Below are 20,177 nucleotides of genomic sequence, written 5' to 3' on the forward strand. Positions count from 1 at the left end.
AACTCCGGATGCGTGGCAGATGCACGGACCCTAGACGATCGTTCAACGATCTAACAAGAGGTGACTTTCACATCCGGACCGGCGTCCGGCACTTCGCTCACCTCTTGTCGAATCGTTCAACAATCCATTACGTTCGAAGGGTGATCGACCTCAACGCAGACCTCGGCGAGGGCTTCGGCCGCTGGACCCTCACCGACGACGACGCCCTCCTCTCCGTCGTCACCAGCGCCAACGTCGCCTGCGGTTTCCACGCGGGCGACCCCTCGGTGATGCGGCGCGTCTGCGACCTCGCCGCCGAGCGCGGGGTGCGCATCGGGGCCCAGGTGTCCTACCGCGACCTGGCCGGCTTCGGGCGGCGCACGATGGACGTGCCCGCCGGTGAGCTCGCCGCCGAGGTCGCGTACCAGATCGGTGCCCTGCGGGTCTTCGCCGAGGCCGCCGGGGCCGAGGTGGCCTATGTGAAGCCGCACGGCGCGCTCTACAACCGCACGGTGCACGATCCGGAGCAGGCCGGCGCCGTGGTGGCGGGCGTGCGGCTGGCGGGCGGGGACCTGCCCGTCCTCGGCCTGCCGGGCTCGCGGCTGCTCGCCGCCGCCGAGGACGCCGGCCTCACCGGCGTGCCCGAGGCCTTCGCGGACCGCGCCTACACCCCCGAGGGCACCCTCGTCCCCCGCCGCGAGGCGAACTCCGTGGTGACGGAGGAGGACGCGGTGGTGCGGCGGGCGCTGGCGTTCGCCGTGGACGGCGCGGTCGAGGCGGTGGACGGTACGACCGTCGCGGTCGCCGCCCGTTCCCTGTGCGTGCACGGCGACACCCCGGGCGCGGCCCGGATCGCGGCGCGGGTGCGCGAGGCGCTGGAGGCGGCCGGGGTCGGGGTCGGGGCCTTCGCATGACCGGCGATCCGCTGCTCACGGCCCGCCCCGCCGGGCGGCACGCGCTCCTCGTCGAGCTGCCCGACGCCGAGCGCACCGCCGCCTTCCACGCCGAGCTGCTGCGGCGGCGCGCGGCGGGGACCCTTCCCGCGGTGGAGGAGATCGTGCCGGGAGCGCGGACCGTCCTCCTGGACGGTGTGCGGGACCCCGAGGCGCTGGCCCGCGGGCTCGCCGGCTGGGAGATCCCGGCGGGCGCCGCGGACGACGGGCCCGTCGTGGAGATCGCCGTGCGCTACGACGGACCCGACCTGTCCGACGTGGCGGCCCTGTGGGGAGTCGCCCCGCACGAGGTGGCGGCCCTCCACTCCTCCCGCACGTACCGTGTCGCGTTCTGCGGTTTCGCACCGGGCTTCGGCTACCTCACCGGGCTGCCCCCGGAGCTGCACGTGTCCCGCCGCGCCACACCACGGACCCGGGTCCCGGCCGGAGCGGTCGCGCTCGCGGGTCCCTACAGCGCGGTCTACCCCCGCGCCACGCCCGGTGGCTGGCAGTTGATCGGCACCATGCCGGACCCGAGCCGCCTGTGGGACCCGGACAGGGAGCAGGCGGCACTCCTCACGCCGGGTACCCGGGTGCGTTTCGTCGAGGCGGAGGGTGCGGCATGAACGCCAAGCTGACGACCGTGCGCGCCGGCGCCCTGACCACGGTGCAGGACGCGGGCCGACGCGGCCACGCCCACCTGGGGGTGCCGCGCTCGGGCGCGCTGGACGCACAGGCGATGCGGCTCGCCAACCGGCTGGCCGGCAACGACGTCGACGCCGCCGTCCTGGAGACCACCCTGACCGGCTGCGCCCTGCGGTCCGACCGCGCCGTCACCGTCGTGGTCGGCGGCGCGCCCTGCCCGGTGACGGTGGACGGGCGGTCGGCGGCCTGGGGGGCGCCGGTGCGGGTGCCGGCCGGCGCCGTGCTCGACGTGGGAGCGGTGACCGCGGGCGTGCGCTCGTACGTGGCCGTCGCCGGGGGCATCGCCGTCGCACCGGTCCTCGGCAGCCGCTCCACGGACCTGCTCTCCGGGCTCGGCCCCGCGCCCCTGCGCGACGGGGACGTCCTCCCGGTGGGCATGCCCGCACGGCCGGCACCGTACGTCGCCGCCCCCTGGCCGGGTGCGCCCGCCGAACTGGTCCTCCCGGTGCGCCCCGGGCCCCGCGCCGACTGGTTCGCCCCGGACGCACTGCGCACGTTCACCTCGGCGACGTACCGCGTCTCGCCGCACAGCAACCGGATCGGCCTGCGCACCGAGGGGCCGGCGCTGCGACGGGCGTCGACGGGTGAACTGCCCAGCGAGGGCATGGTCCTGGGCGCCGTGCAGGTCCCGCCGGACGGACGTCCCGTGGTGTTCCTGCACGACCATCCGACGACCGGCGGCTACCCGGTGATCGCGGTCGTCGCCGAGGGCGCCCTCGCCTCGGCGGCCCAGGCCGCGGTCGGCACACCGGTGCGCTTCACGCCGGGGTGACGCCGGCGCCGGCGACGTCCACCGACTCGCACCCCTCGCGACGCATCCGCTCGGTCCCCCAGACGCCGAGCGGCCCGAGCGCCCGGTTGAGGGTGTGCCCGTGCTCGGTCAGGGAGTACTCCACTCTCGGCGGTACCTCGGCGTACACCTCGCGGTGCACGAGACCGTCCGCCTCCATCTCGCGCAGGTGCTGCGTCAGCATCTTCTCGCTCACCCCCGGCAGACCGCGGCGGAGTTCGGCGAAGCGGCGTACGCGATGGGTGTCGAGCTCCCAGAGGATCAGTCCCTTCCACTTGCCGCTGACCACGTCGAGCGCGGCGTCGATGCCGCAGATGTAAGGCCCGCTCCTCGGCGCCCTGGTCATCGCTGATCCCCTTACTGAAAGGTAAGTACCGCAGGAAATAGTGGGTACTTCCGAGCCTAGTCACGCTCTCCGAGGATGGAGGGGTGAACGAACAGAACCGCACCACCAGCCGGAACAGCACTGTCACCGTGATCGGGCTCGGCCCGATGGGGCAGGCGATGACCCGGACCCTTCTCACCGCCGGCCACCGGGTCACCGTGTGGAACCGCACCGCCGGCCGGGCCGATGGCGTCGTCGCCGCCGGCGCCACGCTCGCGCCGACACCCGGCGCGGCGCTCGAGGCGAGTGACCTCGTGCTCCTCAGCCTCACCGACTACCGGGCGATGTACGACATCCTCGGCACCGCCACCGGACGGCTCGCCGGCCGGACGCTGGTCAACCTGAGCTCCGACACTCCCGAGCGCACCCGCGAGGCGTCGGCCTGGGCGGCGGGTCATGGCGCCGCCTTCCTCACCGGAGGTGTCATGGTCCCCGCGCCGATGGTCGGCACGGAGGCAGCGTACGTCTTCTACAGCGGCGGCGAGGAGGTGATGGACCGTCACCGGGAGACGCTGGCACTGCTCGGAACGCCGAAGTACCTGGGCGGGGACCCGGGCCTCGCCCAGCTGATGTACCAGGCGCAACTCGCCGTGTTCCTGACCACCTTGTCCGGACTGATGCACGCCACCGCGATGCTGGGCACCGCGGGCATGAAGGCCGGGGACGTCCTGCCGGAGCTGCTCTCCTTCACCGACTCGATCGGCGACATCCTGCGGGCGGGAGAGGAGCACCCCGGTGCCGCGCTCGACGCCGGAGAGCATCCCGGCGCCCTCAGCACGGTCACCATGATGGGTGCGACGTCCGACCACATCGTCGAGACCAGCACCTCACTCGGCCTCGACCTCGCCCTCCCCCTGGCCGTGCAGGCCCACTACCTGCGGGCGATCGAGGACGGACACGGCGGCGACAACTGGACGCGCATCATCGACGGCATCCGGGGGCCCCGCTCACCGGCGCGCGCAGCGGCACGGCCGCGCACCCGCGCACTTCGCAACCGCGGTCGCCGCCGGGGCACTTGACGGCGACCGGCGGGCGGGCTTCACTTCACGTGAATCGACACGCGAAGCTGAATGGATATGCACATGGCTCTCGCAGCAGTCCCCCGCGCCGCCGAGCGGCTCGCCGAGGTCAGACGCGGGCTGGTCCAGGCGACTCCGACGGAACGCGCCGCCAGGCTGCGGGAGTTGGCGTACTCCGTCCGCCGCACCGACCTCGGCATGATCAGCAGGGCCGGCCAGGGACACATCGGGGGTGACTACTCGGCGGCCGACATCGTCACCACCCTCTACTTCGCCGTCCTGGACGTCCGGCCCGACGCGCCGCGGTGGCCGGAGCGCGACCGCTTCGTGCTCAGCAAAGGGCACGCGGCGGGGATCCTGTACGCGACGCTCGCGCACGCCGGCTTCTTCGACGAGTCCGAGCTCGCCGGCTTCCTGGAGCCCCTGTCGCCGCTGAACGGGCACCCGAACCGCCGCAAGGTGCCCGGCGTGGAGACCAGCACCGGCCCGCTCGGCCACGGTCTCCCCGTCGCCGTCGGCATGGCCACCGCCGCCGAGCTGGACGGCTCCGCCCGCCGCACCTTCGTCCTGACCGGCGACGGCGAGCTGCAGGAGGGCAGCAACTGGGAGGCGGCGATGAGCGCTTCGCAGCAGCGCCTGGGCCGGCTGACGGTGATCGTCGACCGCAACCGGTTGCAGCAGGGCGCCCCCACCGAGGAGACCTCGGCACTCGACCCGCTGGACGCCAAGTGGACGGCCTTCGGTTTCGACGTCCGCACGATCGACGGCCACGACCACGAGACGCTGTACCAGGCCCTGGGCGAACGGCGCACCGCCGGCGACCGTCCGCGGTGCCTGATCGCCGACACCGTCAAGGGCAAGGGCGTGTCCTTCATCGAGAACCGCGCCGAATGGCACCACAAGGTCCCCAGCGCCGAGCAGACCACCGCCGCCCTCGAGGAGCTGACCGCCCGATGACCGCCGTCACCGAACCCGCCGGCTCCGCCGTGCTGCACGACTGCCGCGAGGCGTTCGCCGAGACGCTCCTGGAACTCGCCGGGAGCGACGAGCGCACGGTCGCCGTGTGCAACGACTCCGTCGGCTCGTCCAACCTGAAGGGCTTCCAGGAGCGTTTCCCCGATCGCCTGGTCAACGTCGGGATCGCCGAGCAGCTGATGGTCGGCGTCGGCGCCGGGCTCGCCAACGGCGGTCGCATCCCGTACGTGTGCGCCGCCGCGCCGTTCCTCACCGGCCGCGCCCTGGAACAGATCAAGGCCGACGTCGCCTACTCGCGGACGAACGTGAAGCTGTGCGCGATGAGCCCGGGCTTCGCCTACGGCGCGCTCGGCCCCACCCACCACGGCGTGGAGGACTTCGCCTGGCTGCGGACCCTGCCCGAGCTCGTGCTGCTCAGTCCGGCCGACCCGGCCGAGACCCGTGAGGCGCTGCGCTGGGCCCATGGGTACGACGGGCCGGTGTACCTCCGCATCGGCCGCACCGGGGTGCCGGCGCTGACCCCGCACGTGCCGTTCGAGGCCGGGCGGGCGGCGCGGCTGCGGGACGGTGACGACGTCACGCTGATCGCCACCGGCACCACCGTGTCCGCGGCGCTCGACGCGGCGGACGAACTGGCGGCACAGGGCATCGCGGCCCGCGTACTCAACTTCTCCACCGTGAAGCCCCTCGACGAGCGGGCGGTGCTGGAGGCCGCGGCCTCGACCGGGCGGATCGTCACCGCCGAGGAGGCGAACATCGCGGGCGGGCTGGGCAGCGCCGTCGCCGAGTTCCTCGCCACCCGCCGGCCCGTGCCGATGCGGCTGCTCGGGGTGCGGGACGAGTTCGCGCCGACCGGCGGCGCCGGATTCCTCGCCCGCCACTTCGGCATCGACGCCCGGTCCATCGCCCGCGCGGCCGGTGAACTGACCGCCCCGGGGCGGGGCCCGGCCACGTGAGCGCGGCGCGCGGTGCCGTGCTCGCCGTCGACCAGGGCACCAGCGGCACCAAGGCGCTGCTGGTCGCCGAGGACGGACAGGTGCTCGCCACGGCGCACCGCCCGCTGAGCCAGCGGTACCCGCGGCCGGGCCGGGTCGAGCAGGACCCGGCGGTGCTGTGGCGCAGCGTCACCTGCGTCGCCGGGGAGCTGGCGGCGCGGGCCGGCGTCCTCGGCGCACGCGTCGCCGGGCTCGGGCTGAGCGTGCAGCGCGAGGCCGTACTGGCCTGGGACCCGGCCACCGGCAGGGCGCTGTCGCCCCTGGTCAGCTGGCAGGACCGGCGGACCGCAGGGCGCTGTGCCGAGCTCGCCGGCTCCCCGGCAGGGCTCCTGGTCACGGCCCGGACCGGCCTGCCGGTGGACCCGATGTTCTCGGCCTCCAAGGCGGAGTGGCTCCTCGACCGGCTCGATCCGCGGCGGGAGCGGGCCGCGGCGGGACGGCTGCGGGTCGGCACCGTCGACGCCTGGCTGCTGCACCGCCTCACGGGCGGAGCCACCGACGCCACCGAGACGGGCTGTGCCTCCCGGACCCAACTGGTGCGCCTCGACCGGGCCGAGTGGGACGAGGACCTGCTGGAGGTGTTCCGCGTCCCCCGCGCCGCGCTGCCGGACATCGCCGTCTCCGACGGCGGCGGCGCGGAGCTCGGGCACACCCGGGACGTCCCCGGCCTCGCCGACGGCCTGCCCGTCGGCGCGGTGCTCGGCGACTCGCACGCCGCGCTGTTCGCCCAGAGCCACGGCCGTCCCGGGGTGGTCAAGGCCACCTACGGGACGGGCTCGTCGCTGATGGTGCTCAACCCGCACGAGCACCCGCCCGCCGACGGGGTGACGGCGACGCTGGCCTGGCGGCGGCGCGGCGAGGACCGGGCCGCGCACGCGCTGGAGGCCAACATCGCCTCGGCCGGCACGGCGATCGGCTGGGCGGCGCGGCTCCTGGGCACCGACCCGGCGGGGATCGCCGCCCTGGCCGCCGACGCCGCCGAGGACAGCGGCGTCCAGCTGGTCCCGGCCTTCTCCGGGCTCGGAGCCCCGTACTGGGACCGGTCGGCGCGAGCGGTCCTGATCGGCATGGGCCTGGACACCGGGGCGCCCGAGGTCGCCCGGGCCGCGGTCGAGTCGCTGGCCCTGCAGGTCGCCGACACCCTGGCGCGTTTCGACACCGTGCTCGGCGCCCCGGCCGCGGTGCTGCACGCCGACGGCGGGCCGACCGGCAACGCCGCACTGATGGCCCTGCAGGCGGACCTGATCGGCCGCCCCGTCCTGTGTGCCGGACGCCCCGAGGTGTCCGCGCTGGGCGCCGCGTACCTGGCCGGCACCGCCCTCGGCGTGTGGGCCGACGCCGATCTGGGCGGACTCGCCCCCCGGGGCACACGGTTCGTGCCGCGGCGCGACGGCGCCTGGCGCGACGGACGGATGGCCGGCTGGCGCGACGCCGTCGCCCGAGCGCGCGGGCGCGTGCCTCGGCCTTGAGGCGTGTTCCGTGCGCCCGCGCGCCGCGCCGCCGGACATCGCCGTCTCCGACGGCGGCGGCGTGGAACTCGGGCACACGGACTGGCGCTACCGTCGCCCGCGCGCGGGCGCAGGCCCTGAGGACCGCACTCGGGCGGCGGCTCACGCCAACAGGGCGGCCGCGGTCTCCTGGTCCGTCACCAGCACGTCCACCAGGCCGCCGGTGACGGCCCCCCGGATCGCCGCGTGCTTGCGGCGGCCGCCCGCGACGCCCACGCGGCGTCCCGCGCGGGCCAGTTGGTCCCGGGTGATCCCGACGGCGCGCAGGTCGAGCTCGGACTCCACCGGCGCGCCCTGTCCGTCGTAGAAGCGAAGGCACACGTCACCGACGGCGCCCAGCTTCTCCAGCGCGGCCCGTTCCTCCTCGGAGAACGTGTTCCCGCTCCGCGCGAGCGTGCTGGACGGGGTGGTCTCGCCGATGCCCACCAGCACGACGTCCAGGTCGTCGAGTTCGCGCAACGCGGCGGCCACGTACGGGTCCTCGCGCAGCGCGCGGGCGCTCTCCACGGTGCCGGCCAGGCCCGGTGCCTGGAGGAACACGGCCTCGCCGCTGACGAGCCGGGCCAGTTGCCCGGAGAGCCGGGAGGCGTGTGCCGCGGCAGCCGGGTCGCCGACACCGCCCACGGCCTGGACGATCCGCACGTCCTTGAGTCCGGCCACCGGCTGCATGGCCTGCACCATGGCCAGCAGGCTCGCGCTCCAGGAGGAGATGCCCACCCTGTCGCCGGAACGCAGCGTCGTCTGCAGGTAGTACGCGGCGGCCGCCCCCATGTCCGCGAGCATCGTCCGCTCGTCGCCGGGGTCGGTCTCCACGACGAGCGCCAGCCGCAGCCCGTAGCGCTCCTGGACAGCGTCCTCCAGCTCGGGGAACGTTCCGGACGGCGGCGTGACGGTGATCCGGACGATGCCGCGCTCCTGGGCCTTCTTCAGCAGCCGCGACACCTTCGCCTGTGACAGGTCGAGCCGTGCCGCGATCTCCGGCTGGCGGATGCCCTGCAGGTGGTAGAGCCGCGCCACATGCGTCATCATCCGCACTTCTTCGTCGGCACTCGCCACGAACACCACCCTCGGTTCTTCCCTGCGCGACCCGCCACCTCGGACGCGTGAAGCGTGCGCCCCTGCAGGGATGTTCGCACAGGGCCTCACCGCGCCGGTACGCGTGCTCCCCCGGCGGCACGTCGGTGTCCGGCGCGACGGACTCCCCGGCTCGGGCGGCGGGTCCGGCTCGGTCAGGCGTGCGGTGCTCCGGGGCCCAGGTCCAGGTCGGCGACGAGCACCGGCTGCCCCGTGACCAGTGACCGGTTGGCGGCGATGCCGACCGAGACGGCACGGATGCCGTCGGTGTGGTCGGCGGCCCGGCGGAGCGGATCGGCCGCGATCCTCAGGTCGCCGCGGAAGAGGTCCATGAGCAGCAGGGCGTCCCCGCCGCCGTGCCCCCCGGTGCCGCTTGGCACCGGTACCTTCTCGGGCCGCTGCCAGTGGCGCTGCACCAGCACCGTCTCCCCTTCCGGCCGCAGGGAGTCCGCCGGGGAACCGGCGGCGGTGGCGGACGGGTCCAGTACGGCGTTCCCCTCGTCGTCGAGCTCGACGAAGCCGCGTTCCACCACGGTCAGCTCGGCTCGTCCCCCGGTGCCGTTGACGCAGACGCGGTAGCCCTCCCAGGGGCTGTGCGCGTTCAGGGAGTAGGTGAGCGTGGCTCCCCGGCGGTAGTCCACGAGCACCGCCATGTTGTCCTCGATGGTGATGCCGGGGGCGAACGGATCGGCATCGCGGCGGTAGCCGTCGTGGTGTTCCGCACGCAGGTACAGCGCGTCGAGCCGGGGGTCGGCCCGCAGGTCCAGGGAGAAGGGGTCGCCGGTGGTGCCCGTGCCGCGCTCGGGGCGGCCGGTCAGCCCGCGGTCCGCGGCGGCGGCGTCGCCGTAGAAGCGCAGGGCTCCGGAGGCGAACACCCGTACCGGGTCGTCGTCGAGCCACCAGTTCACCAGGTCGAAGTGATGGCTGGCCTTGTGCACCAGCAGTCCGCCGGAGTTGCTCTTGTCGCGATGCCAGCGGCGGAAGTAGTCCGCACCGTGCACGGTGTCCAGCACCCACTCGAAGTGCACGCTCGTCACCTGCCCGATCGCGCCGGAGGCGATGACCTGACGGAGCGTCGCGTTACGGGGCGCGTAGCGGTAGTTGAACGTCACCACGACGTCGCGCCCGGTCTCGGCGACGGCTCGGCCGATCCGGCGGCAGCCCTCGGCGTCCGTGGTCAGCGGCTTCTCCACGATGACCTTCACACCGGCCCGCACCGCACGGTCGACCAGTTCGGCGTGCGTCCGGTCGACACTGGTGACCACGAGCACGTCCACGGCCTCGTGCGCGAGCATGTCCTCCAGCGCCTCCGGCCCGTACTGCGGCAGCCCGGCGGGGCCGCCGAGCCCGAGCGCGGAACCGGCCTCACGGTCGTACCACGCCATGCGGGCGGGGTTGGGGTCCAGCCAGGCGACGAGCTCCCCGACGTCGGCGTGGTCGCCGGTCAGCGCTCCGGTGTACATGCGGGCCCGGTGTCCGGTGCCGGCGACGGCGTACCGCACCCGGCGGCGGGACGGCGACGGAGCCGTGAACCAGGCCTCCGGCCCGGTGGCGACCGGGCCGCCGTCCGGCAGGGACCCGGAGGCGGCGGGCTGTTGATCGACGCGCGGGGAGTCGTTCACGTGATCTCCTTTTGAAACGTATCAACCAGCGGGCGACCCTAGGGACGGCAGTCTGCGGTGTCAACGGCTCGTACGGGATCGGCGGCGGCACCCGTGCGGATCCAGCCCCGTGCCGGGCGGTGAGGGGCGGTGAGGGGCGCGCAGCGGACGCGGGAAACGCTGAGGGGCGCGTGGCGATCGCGACGCGCCCCTCACCGTCGGGTCCGGTGCGGCGGACCCTGGGTGTCTACGCCTCCACGGGACGGCGTGCCGTCACGATCAGGTAGCCCACCTCGGGCATCTCCATGTTCTCCCCCTCCGCGGGCTTCAGCTTGGCGAAGACCTCGGGGTCGACCTTCGCGGCCAGTTCGCTCATGTTCTCGGCGAGCGCCTCGCCGAGCCGCCGCACCGACTGCCGGGTGGTGTTCTCACTGACGTCGACGATCTCCGCACAGCGGAGCCCCGCCTCGCGCAGCATGGTGGGGTACGCCTCGAAGGACGCCGGCGACTGCGTGAGGTACCGCTTGAGGATGCCCTCGATCACCGGTCGCCGTTCCGCCGAGATGGTCTCCCGCTCGTAGTTGTCCGTGAGCGCGAGCCGGCCGCCCGGTCGCAGCACGCGGGCCGCCTCGGTGAGCGCGGCCTTGCGGTCCGGCATCTGCATGACGGACTCCAGCATCCACACCGCGTCGAACGAGGCGTCGTCGAACGGCAGGTTCATGGCGTCGCCGTGCTGGAAGCTGACCTTGCCGCTCAGACCGGCCTCTTCGGCGAGCTGGTTGGCCTTGTCCACCTGCTTGCTGCTGACGCTGACACCGACCACCTCGACACCCGCGACCTGGGCCAGCCGCAGCGCCGGCCCGCCGAGGCCGCAGCCGATGTCCAGCACGCGGGCGCCGGGGCGGACCTGCAGCCGCTCGATCATCATGTCGGTGAGGCGGTTGGCGGCCTCCTCCAGTCCGGTGGAGTCCTCCTGGCTCTCCCAGAATCCCACGTGGATGTTCGGGCCGTACAGCGAGGCGTCGAACGCCCCCATCAACTGGTCGTAGAACTGGCCGACCTGCTCACCGACGGGGGTGAAGCTCGAAGACGTCACTTTCTCTCCTTCAGATATCTGTGATCTGCATTCCACGGAGCCGGAGGGAACGCACGCGGCACGCGGGCGCGGGCACGCCCTTCCGGACTCCGTCATTTCTCGCGACGAGCGATCAGGACACGGCGGGACGCCGTGCGCTCACATCACACGTTCTCCGCAAGCCAGTCGAGGACGGCCGTGGCGGTGGCCCCGGCGTGGTCCTCCATCATGGTGAAGTGGTCGCCGGGCACGTCGGTCACGGTGACCCGGGGGCCCCACGCCGACTCTTCGTCGTGGTTCTGCTGCGACCCGGTGAAGGTCTCCTCCGCCTTCACCGCGAGGATCGGCACGCCGACCGGAGCCGGCCCCCAGTCGGAGAAGAGCCGCAGGTAGCCGCCCATCGCCGTCAGCCTGCCTTCGTCCACCACGCCGAACATCTTCTCGCGATCGAACATCTTGCCGGACAGGTTCGTCTGGATCCACGGCAGTGCCTCACTGCGCGGCAGATAGGTGTCCAGCATGACGACTGCCGACGGCGCGTGTCCGCGCTCCTCCAGCAACCGCGCCACGGCCTGGGCGATCCATCCGCCCGAGGACCGGCCGACGAGCACGAACGGCTCCTGTCCGGCAGTCCGCAGCACCGCCTCCGCCTGCATCTCCACCACCGCGTCGACGCTGGCGGGCAGCAACTCGTCCTTTCCGAAACCGGGTTCGGGCAGCACGGTGACGTCGCGGCGGCCCCGGAAGCCCGCGGCGAACCGGGCGTACTCACGGGCTCCGGAGATCGCCACCAGCGACGGGAAGCACACCAGCCCCGGTGCCGTGCTGCCCTTCGACAGCCGGACCAGCTTCGGCGGCTGCGTCAGCTCGGCGGCCGTACGGAACGACGGGCGCAGCCGGGCCGCCGCCATCAGCAGCTGCGTTCCTGCCACGTACTCGCCGTCGGCGCATGCCTGCCGGTACAGCGACTCGATGGTCGAGCCGCCCGTTCCCCCGGTGCCGCCGCCGGCCACGGCAGCGGTCCCCGGTTCGCTGTCGCCGGCCGTGGCGGGTGTCTCCGGCTCGGGAGCGGCTCCCGGCAGCATCCGGCCGCGCAGGTATCCGGCGAGCGCGGCGGGTGTGGTGTGGTCGAACAGCAGCGTCGCGGGCAGGGTGAGACCGGTGACGTGGTTGAGCCGGTTACGGATCTCGACGGCGGTGAGCGAGGTGATGCCCACCTCCAGGAAGGCGTGGTCGTCCTCGACCGCGTCCGCGGAGTCGTGGCCGAGCACGGTCGCGGTGTGCTCCCGCACCAGCTCGGTGAGGGTCCGCAGTTGCTCCGCGGGCGTCAGCCCGGCCAGCCGCTGCCCGAGCGGTGCCTGCCCCGGCTCTCCCCGGTCCGGACCGGAGGCGCTGTCGGCCGCCCGGCGCGCCGGAACCCGGACGAGTCCCCGCAGCAGCGGAGGCGTCCCGATCGAGGACGCCTGCGCCTGGAGGGCGGTGACGTCCAGGCGCACGGGCACCAGGAGCGGGTCCGTGTCCGTGGCCGCCTGCGCGACCGCCAGGTCGAAGAGGGCAAGCCCTTCCTCGGAGGAGAACCCGGCCACGCCGGAGCGGTTCAGCCGCTGGACGTCGTCGTCGTCCATGTGCCCGGTCATGGCACTGCGTTCGGACCACAGGCCCCAGGCCAGGGAGGCCGCGGTCAGCCCTTCCGCCCGGCGGTGCTGCGCCAGGGCGTCGAGGAACGCGTTGGCCGCGGCGTAGTTCGCCTGCCCCGCCGCGCCGAACACCCCGGCCGCCGACGAGAACAGCACGAACGCCGTCAGCGGCAGCTCCCGGGTCAACTCGTGCAGGTTGACGGCCGCGTCGCTCTTGGGGCGCAGTACGGCGTCCACCCGCTCCGGCGTGAGCGAGCCGAGGAGGGCGTCGTCGAGAGCACCGGCGGCGTGCACCACGCCGGTCAGCGGATGCTCGGCGGGCACGCTCGCCAGCAGCTCCGCCAGGGCGGAGCGGTCGGCCACGTCACAGGCTGCCAGGCGCACCGACGCGCCCAGGACGGTCAGCTCGTCCGCCAGTTCGGCCGCCCCCTCGGCTTCCCCGCCGCGGCGGCTGGTCAGCAGCAGGTGGCGCACACCGTGTTCGACCACCAGGTGCCGGGCCACGAGGGATCCGAGTACGCCCATGGCACCTGTGATCAGCACGGTTCCCCGCGGGTCCCACACCGGGGTGGCGGACGTACCTTCGTCCGCCGTGTCCGGCGCGGTGGCCGGGGAGGTCCGCACCCGGGCGAGACGCGCCGCGAGCGCCCGTCCGGCCCTCAGCGCCAACTGGGGCTCGTCGCCGCCCAGGACCCGGGGCAGCAGCGCGAGCGAGGCCTCGTCGTCGTCCAGATCCAGCAGGACGAACCGACCGGGGTTCTCCGACTGCGCTGCCCGCACCAGACCCCACACCGACGCGCAGGCGGAGTCCGGGACCGGTTCCCCGGCACGGACGGCGACCGCCCCGCGGGTCACGAACACCAGGCGGGAGCCCGTGAAGCGCTCGTCGCTCTGCCACTGCTGCGCGAGGGACAGCGCCCGGTGCGTGACCGCACGTGCCCTGTCCGCGGACAGGGCACGCCGCGCCTCGCCACCCGGCCCGAACGCGGCACCCGCGCCCACGGCGTCCGGGGCGAGACCGGCCTCCGACCCGTCCTCGAACTGGCCCTCGAGCGGCACGAACACCAGGTCGGGAAGACTGCCGCCCGCCGTCACGGACGCCGCGAGGGCGGACAGGTCCGCGAACCGCTGCGCGCCCGCTCCCGCCGCACCGGCCGACTTCAGAGCCGTCGGCAGCGACGTGGCGTCGTCGCCCAACACCGCCCACCTGCCCGGCCCGCCGGGTCCGTCGACGACCGCCGCCGGGGTCCAGTCCAGCCGGAAGAGCGACTCGTGGTAGGTGCCGTGCTCCCGGCTGAGCTGCTCCCGGGAGATCGCCCGGGTGACGAGCGAGTCCACCGACAGCACCGAGCGGCCCGACCCGTCGAGGGCGGTCACCGACACCGCGTCCGGCCCCGCCGGGGCCAGCCGCACCCGCAGCGCGGACGCGCCCGTGGCGTGCAGCGACACACCGTTCCAGGAGAAGGGGAGCCGGACGCGTCCGGTGTCCTCGCCCGGAGCGACGGTACCGGGCAGCCGGACGAACCCGCCGAACGCCATCGCGTGCAGCGCCGCGTCCAGCAGGGCCGGATGCACTCCCAGATGCTGGGCCTCGGACCACTGCTCCTCGGGCAGCCGGACCTCGGCGAAGACCTCTTCACCGCGGCGCCAGACGGCCCGCAGCCCCTGGAACGACGGCCCGTAGCCGAAGCCGTTCCGCGCGAACCTCTCGTACAGGCCCTCCACGTCGACCGCCTCCGCGTCGGCCGGCGGCCACAGCTCACCGTCGCCGGTGTCGGCGAGCGCCGTCCTGGCGCCGTCGTCGACGAGGGTGCCGAGGGCGTGCCGCGTCCAGGAGTCGCCGTCCGTCCGGGAGTACACGCTCACCGTTCGCCGCCCGGACTCGCCGGGCCCGTCGACGTGGACCTGCACGGAGACGGCGCCGTCCGGCGGAAGCACCAACGGCGCCTCCAACGTCAGCTCCTCCACCCGGTCACAACCGACCGCGTCACCAGCACGCAACGCCAGCTCCACGAACGCCGTACCCGGCAACAACGCCACCCCGGCCACCGCATGATCAGCCAGCCACCCCTGCGAACGCAACGACAACCGACCCGTCAACAACACCCCACCCGACGCCGGCAACGACACCGCCGCACCCAACAACGGATGACCAGCAGACTCCAACCCCACCGAACCCACATCACCCACACCGGCCGACACCGCCTCCGACTCCAGCCAGAAACGCTGCCGCTGGAACGCATACGTCGGCAGGTCGACCCGCCGGGCACCCGTTCCGGTGAACACCCCGGCCCAATCGACCGCCGCACCACCGACGAACGCCTCAGCGGCAGACGTCAGGAAACGCTCCATGCCGCCCTCGTTACGGCGCAGCGAACCCACGGCAGTGACAGGGGTGTTGGTGTGCGTCTCGGCGGTCTGCTCGACGCCCATCGTCAGCACCGGATGGGCACTGGACTCCACGAAGAGACGGAAACCGTCGTCGAGAAGCGCACGCAGGGTGTCCGCGAAACGGACCGTCTGCCGCAGGTTGCGGTACCAGTAACCCGCGTCCAGAGACGCGGTGTCCAGGACACCGCCCGTCACCGTCGAGTAGAACGGCACACTCGAGGCTTGCGGCGCGATGCCGGCGAGGTCCTGGAGGAGAACGTCCTCGATCTGCTCCACGTGCGCGCTGTGCGAGGCGTAGTCCACGGCGATACGCCGGGCCCGCACACCCTCCGCCTCACAGGCGGCCAAGAGCTCGTCCAACGCGTCCGCGTCACCGGAGACGACCACGACCGCGGGACCGTTGACCGCCGCGACCGACAGACGCCCGTGCCACGCCGACAGACGCTTGCTGACCTCGTCGGCACCCAGTGAAACGGACATCATGCCGCCGCGTCCGGACAAGGCCCGGATCGCCTTGCTGCGCAGCGCCACCACCTTCGCCGCGTCCTGCACCGACAGTGCCCCGGCCACACACGCGGCGGCTATCTCGCCCTGCGAGTGACCGATCACCGCGGCCGGCTCGACACCGTGCGAGCGCCACACCTCGGCCAGGGAGACCATCACAGCCCACAACACCGGCTGCACGACGTCGACCTGCTCCATCCAGGCGGCGTCCGCGTCCGCGTCACGAACGATGTCGGTCAACGACCAGTCCACGAACGGCTCCAGCGCCATCGCGCACTCGGCCATCCGCTCCGCGAACACCGGAGAGGCGGTGAGCAGCTCGGCCGCCATACCCGCCCACTGCGAACCCTGCCCCGGGAACACGAACACCGCCCGGCCGTCCGCGCCGCCGGCCCTTCCGCGAACGACGCCGGCAGCCTCACGGCCCTCGGCCAGCGCCTCGAGGCCGTCTAGACCATTCAGGACCACGGCCCGGTGCTCGAACACCGACCGCGTCGTCACCAACGACGACCCGACGTCCACCGGCGACAACTCCGCCTGGTCACGCACATGCCGGGCCAGTCGTCCGGCCTGCGCCCGCAGCGCCGCCTCGGACTTCGCCGACACCACCCACGGTGCCACGACCGGCGGCTCGACGTCCGCGAGCGGCTTCTCGTGCGCAGCCGGGGCCGGAGCCTGTTCGAGGATGATGTGGGCGTTGGTGCCGCTGAGTCCGAACGACGACACTCCCGCGCGACGCGGCCGGTCGGTCTCGGGCCACGGCGTGGCCTGGGTGAGCAGTTCGACGGCTCCTGCCGTCCAGTCCACGTGCGGGGAGGGCTCGTCGACGTGCAGGGTCTGCGGCAGCAGCCTGTGCTGCATCGCCAGCACCATCTTCATGATGCCGGCGACACCGGCCGCGGCCTGGGTGTGCCCGATGTTCGACTTGATCGAGCCCAGCCACAGCGGCCGGTCTCCCGCACGGTCCTGGCCGTACGTCGCCAGCAGCGCCTGCGCCTCGATCGGGTCACCCAGCGTCGTCCCCGTGCCGTGCGCCTCCACGACGTCGACCTCGGCGGCCGGCACGCGGGCGTTCGCCAGTGCGGCGCGGATCACCCGCTGCTGCGACGGACCGTTCGGCGCCGTCAGACCATTGCTCGCACCGTCCTGGTTGACGGCCGAACCACGCACCACGGCCAGCACCTGGTGCCCGTTGCGCCGGGCGTCCGAGAGCCGCTCCAGCAGCAGCATGCCCACACCCTCGCCCCAGCCGGTGCCGTCCGCGCCCGCCGCGAACGGCTTGCACCGGCCGTTCGTGGCCAGGCCGCGCTGGCGGCTGAACTCGACGAAAGTGGCGGGAGTGGCCATCACGGTGACGCCGCCCGCCAGTGCCAGCGTGCATTCGCCCTGGCGCAGCGACTGGGCCGCCAGGTGCAGGGCCACCAGCGACGACGAACACGCCGTGTCCACCGTGACCGCGGGGCCCTCGAGACCGAACGTGTAGGAGATGCGCCCGGAGGCGATGCTCCCGGAGCCCCCTGTCGCGAGATAGCCCTCGGCGCCCTCGGGGATGCTCTGCAACTGGGAGCCGTAGTCGTGGTACATCAGGCCGGCGAAGACGCCCGTGGCGCTGCCCCGCAGGCGTGCGGGGTCGATGCCGGCCCGTTCGAAGGTCTCCCAGCTGGTCTCCAGCAGCAGTCGCTGCTGCGGGTCCATGGCCAGTGCCTCACGCGGTGAGATGCCGAAGAACGCCGGATCGAAGTCACCGGCCGCGTGCAGGAAGCCGCCCTCGCGGACGTAACTCTTGCCGTCCGTGTCGGCGTCGGCGTCGTACAGCCCTTCCGCGTCCCAGCCCCGGCCCTCGGGGAAGCCCGAAATGGCGTCCTCGCCCTCGGCGAGCAGGCGCCACAGCTCCTCGGGTGTGGCGACGCCGCCCGGGAAGCGGCAGCTCATCGAGATGATGACCACGGGGTCGTCGTCCTCGCCCCTCCGGTCGGAGGAGGCGTGGTCGCCCGTGGCACCGACGGCGAGGGCGGGGCCGGCGAAGCGTGCGGTGTTCTCCCCGTCGGTCAGTTCCTCATGCAGGTGCCGCGCCAGGGCGGCGGGGGTCGGGTAGTCGAAGACCAGCGTGGCGGGCAGGCGCAGACCGGTGGCCGTGGTGAGCTGGTTGCGCAGTTCCACGGCCGTGAGGGAATCGAAACCGAAGTCCTTGAAGGCCCGGTCCGGTTCCACGGCCTCCGCCTCCGCGTGTCCCAGGACCGCGGCCACGGTCCGGCGTACGACGCTCAGCACGAGCCGTTCACCGTCGGCGGCCGAGGCGCCTGCGAGCTGTTCGCGCAGCTGCGAGGCACCCGCGTCCCGGACCGTGTCGGCGGAGCGGCGGTTCGTGGGCCGCACCAGGTCGCGCAGCACGTGGGGCACGTCACCACCGCGGCCGGCCTGCGCCGGATCCAGGCTCAGGGGGACCGGTACGGGCGTGTCCGCCGCGCAGGCGGTGTCGAACAGAGACAGACCCTCTTCGGCCGACAGTCCCAGCACACCGGACTGTGCGATGCGGCGCAGGTCGGCCCCGGCCAGGCCGCCGGCCATGCCGTCACCCATGTCCCACAGCCCCCAGGCAAGGGAGAGGGCGGGCAGGCCGGCGGCGCGCCGACGCCTCGCCAGCGCGTCGAGGAACGCGTTGGCGGCCGCGTAGTTGGCCTGGCCCGCGGTGCCGAAGGTGCCGGCGGCGGAGGAGAAGAGCACGAACGCCGACAGGTCGAGCGTCGCGGTCAGCTCGTGGAGGTTGACCGCCGCGGTCACCTTCGGCCGCAGCACCGCGTCCACCCGCCCCGGAGTGAGCGAGTCGATGACGCCGTCGTCGAGCACTCCGGCGGTGTGCACCACCGCCCGCAGCGGACGGTCGGCCGGAACGGCCGCCAGGACGTCCGCGAGCGCCGCCCGGTCCGCCACGTCGCAGGCCGCCCACGTCACGGAGGCGCCGGCGGCCGAGAGCTCCGAGGCGAGTGCGCGGGCGCCGTCGGCGTCCGCACCCCGGCGGCTCATCAGCAACAGGTGCCGGACACCGGATTCCATGACGAGATGACGGGCGACGAGTCCGCCCAGAGTGCCGGTGGCTCCCGTCACCAGAACGGTGCCCCGGCTGTCCCAGGTCGCCGAGGGTGCCGGATCCGTCGCGGTGGCCCGGACCCGGTCCAGACGCGCGGCCAGCAGGCTCCCGCCCCGGACGGCCACCTGAGGCTCGCCGCAGGACGCGGCGGCGGACAGGAGCGACAGGTCCTCGTCGGTCAGCGTCGGCTGCCCCGCCGACTCGGCGGCCGTACCCGCTTCCAGGTCGACCAGCACGAAGCGGCCGGGGTGCTCGGTCTGCGCGGTCCGCACCAGACCCCAGACGGCGGCCGCCGGGAGATCCGCGATGTCACCGGCGTCCTCGACCGTCACCGCGCCGCGGGTGGCTATCACCAGCTGCGAGTCGGCGAGACGCTCCTCCGACAGCCACCCCTGGATCAGGCTGAGGGCACGGTGTACGGCGTGCCGCACCTCGTCGGCGTTGACACCGGAAGCGGACGGCAGCACACAGGCGACCAGCGGGGGCACGGCCGCGCCCTCGTCGAGCGCCGCGCACAGCGCGCCCACGTCCTCGTGGAACGGGGTCCGGTCCAGCGCCTCCTCCGCCCACGCGTCCCGGGACGCGAGCCCGGTGCCGCCCAACAGAACGGGCGCGTCCCCTGCATGGCGCACCTGCGCCTCGGCACCGGGCACACGGCTCCACCCCAGCCGGAACATCGACCGGTGCAGCACGCCGCCCGCGGCACTGATCTGCTCGGCGGAGACGGGGCGGGTCACCAGCGAGCGCACCGCGGCCACCGGCCGACCGGCCCGGTCCGTCACCTCCAACGACAGATCCGAGCCGTCGGCCCCGCCGGGGGTGAGGCGCACGCGCAGCGCGGAGGCGCCGGTCGCGTACACCGACACACCGCTCCAGGAGAAGGGCAGCCGGATACCGGCCCGCTCGTCGGACGCGTCCGCAGGGCCTGCCGCCGCTCCCATCGCGTGCAGCGCGGCGTCCAACAGGGCCGGGTGGACGCCGAACCGGCTCGCCGAGGGTTCAGTTTCCTCCGGCAGCAGGACGTCGGCGAACACCTCGGTTCCCCGCCGCCACACGGCCTGGAGGCCACGGAAGACAGGGCCGTACACGAGCCCCGTTCCGTCAAGCCGCTCGTAGTATCCGTCCAGGGGCACGGCCTCGGCGTCGTGCGGCGGCCACGTGCGCTCCCCGGGCTCCGGGTGCGTCTCGTCGGGTGCCACCCGGCCGGTCGCGTGCCGAACCCACGGGGTTTCCTCACCGTCCGGGCGCGAGTGCACGGTCACTGCCCGCACACCGGAGGCATCGGCGTCGGCCACAGACACCCGTATCTGTACGCCGCCGTGGTCCGGGAGGACGAGCGGCGCCTCCAGTGTCAGTTCCTCGACTCGACCGTAGCCGACCCGGTTGCCGGCGTGGAGGGCCAGTTCGACGAAGGCCGTGCCCGACAGCAGCACGGCACCCAGCACCGTGTGATCGGCCAGCCAGCCGTGGGACGCCAGCGACAGACGGCCGGTGAACAGACACCCGTCGGAATCAGGCA

General features: G+C 73.6%; 12 protein-coding genes. 7 read left to right on the forward strand and 5 right to left on the reverse strand.

Going from position 1 to position 20,177, the window contains the following annotated elements:
- Positions 1-140: 140 nt before the first annotated feature.
- The 3 genes from ACGF3H_RS32130 to ACGF3H_RS32140 are packed head-to-tail and all read left to right on the forward strand — an operon-like array spanning position 141 to position 2,388.
- Positions 141-893, forward strand: a complete 753-nt coding sequence (locus ACGF3H_RS32130; RefSeq protein ID WP_362491396.1) for a 5-oxoprolinase subunit PxpA — start codon at positions 141-143, stop codon at positions 891-893.
- The gene (locus ACGF3H_RS32135; RefSeq protein ID WP_362491393.1) at positions 890-1,537 is read left to right on the forward strand and encodes an allophanate hydrolase subunit 1; all 648 of its coding nucleotides are present in this window, start codon (positions 890-892) and stop codon (positions 1,535-1,537) included. The genes ACGF3H_RS32130 and ACGF3H_RS32135 overlap by 4 nt, the downstream gene beginning before the upstream one ends.
- A complete protein-coding gene (locus ACGF3H_RS32140) occupies positions 1,534-2,388 on the forward strand; it encodes a biotin-dependent carboxyltransferase family protein (protein WP_362491390.1) in 855 nt (284 codons plus the stop codon). Before ACGF3H_RS32135 ends, ACGF3H_RS32140 begins: the two co-directional genes overlap by 4 nt.
- Here ACGF3H_RS32140 and ACGF3H_RS32145 read toward each other — a convergent pair.
- Complete coding sequence (locus ACGF3H_RS32145) at positions 2,375-2,752, reverse strand: helix-turn-helix domain-containing protein (protein WP_362491388.1); 378 nt, start codon at positions 2,750-2,752, stop codon at positions 2,375-2,377. The two genes, ACGF3H_RS32140 and ACGF3H_RS32145, sit on opposite strands and share 14 nt — an antisense overlap.
- A gap of 83 nt (positions 2,753-2,835) precedes the next feature.
- Here ACGF3H_RS32145 and ACGF3H_RS32150 point away from each other — a divergent pair, with 83 nt between their 5' ends.
- The 4 genes from ACGF3H_RS32150 to ACGF3H_RS32165 all read left to right on the forward strand — a co-directional run bounded on the left by ACGF3H_RS32150 (position 2,836) and on the right by ACGF3H_RS32165 (position 7,249).
- The gene (locus ACGF3H_RS32150) at positions 2,836-3,810 is read left to right on the forward strand and encodes an NAD(P)-binding domain-containing protein (RefSeq protein ID WP_362491386.1); all 975 of its coding nucleotides are present in this window, start codon (positions 2,836-2,838) and stop codon (positions 3,808-3,810) included.
- Positions 3,811-3,873: 63 nt separating this feature from the next.
- On the forward strand, positions 3,874-4,767 hold the full coding sequence (locus tag ACGF3H_RS32155; protein WP_362491384.1) for a transketolase: 894 nt from the start codon (positions 3,874-3,876) through the stop codon (positions 4,765-4,767).
- The gene (locus tag ACGF3H_RS32160) at positions 4,764-5,741 is read left to right on the forward strand and encodes a transketolase C-terminal domain-containing protein (protein WP_362491381.1); all 978 of its coding nucleotides are present in this window, start codon (positions 4,764-4,766) and stop codon (positions 5,739-5,741) included. Before ACGF3H_RS32155 ends, ACGF3H_RS32160 begins: the two co-directional genes overlap by 4 nt.
- Positions 5,738-7,249: an FGGY family carbohydrate kinase gene (locus ACGF3H_RS32165; RefSeq protein WP_362491378.1), complete on the forward strand. Its 1,512-nt coding sequence runs from the start codon at positions 5,738-5,740 to the stop codon at positions 7,247-7,249. Before ACGF3H_RS32160 ends, ACGF3H_RS32165 begins: the two co-directional genes overlap by 4 nt.
- A gap of 141 nt (positions 7,250-7,390) precedes the next feature.
- Here ACGF3H_RS32165 and ACGF3H_RS32170 read toward each other — a convergent pair whose 3' ends face one another.
- The 4 genes from ACGF3H_RS32170 to ACGF3H_RS32185 form a co-directional block, all read right to left on the reverse strand.
- Positions 7,391-8,317 (reverse strand): sugar-binding transcriptional regulator, encoded by a 927-nt coding sequence (locus ACGF3H_RS32170; protein WP_362491376.1) that lies wholly within the window; start codon positions 8,315-8,317, stop codon positions 7,391-7,393.
- A gap of 200 nt (positions 8,318-8,517) precedes the next feature.
- The gene (locus ACGF3H_RS32175) at positions 8,518-9,984 is read right to left on the reverse strand and encodes a Gfo/Idh/MocA family oxidoreductase (protein WP_362491375.1); all 1,467 of its coding nucleotides are present in this window, start codon (positions 9,982-9,984) and stop codon (positions 8,518-8,520) included.
- 226 nt (positions 9,985-10,210) lie between these two features.
- Complete coding sequence (locus ACGF3H_RS32180) at positions 10,211-11,059, reverse strand: methyltransferase domain-containing protein (RefSeq protein ID WP_362491373.1); 849 nt, start codon at positions 11,057-11,059, stop codon at positions 10,211-10,213.
- A 143-nt stretch (positions 11,060-11,202) separates the two neighbouring features.
- A partial coding sequence (locus ACGF3H_RS32185; RefSeq protein ID WP_393816565.1) for an SDR family NAD(P)-dependent oxidoreductase occupies positions 11,203-20,177 on the reverse strand: 8,975 nt, incomplete at its 5' end.

It is taken from the genome of Streptomyces sp. NPDC048185, from assembly GCF_043202495.1.
Lineage (GTDB): Bacteria > Actinomycetota > Actinomycetes > Streptomycetales > Streptomycetaceae > Streptomyces.

Coding starts and splice junctions, on each gene's coding strand:
- ACGF3H_RS32160 (WP_362491381.1), top strand. CDS start 4,764: ATGACCGCCGTCACCGAACCCGCCGGCTCCGCCGTGCTGCACGACTGC.
- ACGF3H_RS32170 (WP_362491376.1), bottom strand. CDS start 8,317: ATGATGACGCATGTGGCGCGGCTCTACCACCTGCAGGGCATCCGCCAG.
- ACGF3H_RS32135 (WP_362491393.1), top strand. CDS start 890: ATGACCGGCGATCCGCTGCTCACGGCCCGCCCCGCCGGGCGGCACGCG.
- ACGF3H_RS32145 (WP_362491388.1), bottom strand. CDS start 2,752: ATGACCAGGGCGCCGAGGAGCGGGCCTTACATCTGCGGCATCGACGCC.
- ACGF3H_RS32155 (WP_362491384.1), top strand. CDS start 3,874: ATGGCTCTCGCAGCAGTCCCCCGCGCCGCCGAGCGGCTCGCCGAGGTC.
- ACGF3H_RS32140 (WP_362491390.1), top strand. CDS start 1,534: ATGAACGCCAAGCTGACGACCGTGCGCGCCGGCGCCCTGACCACGGTG.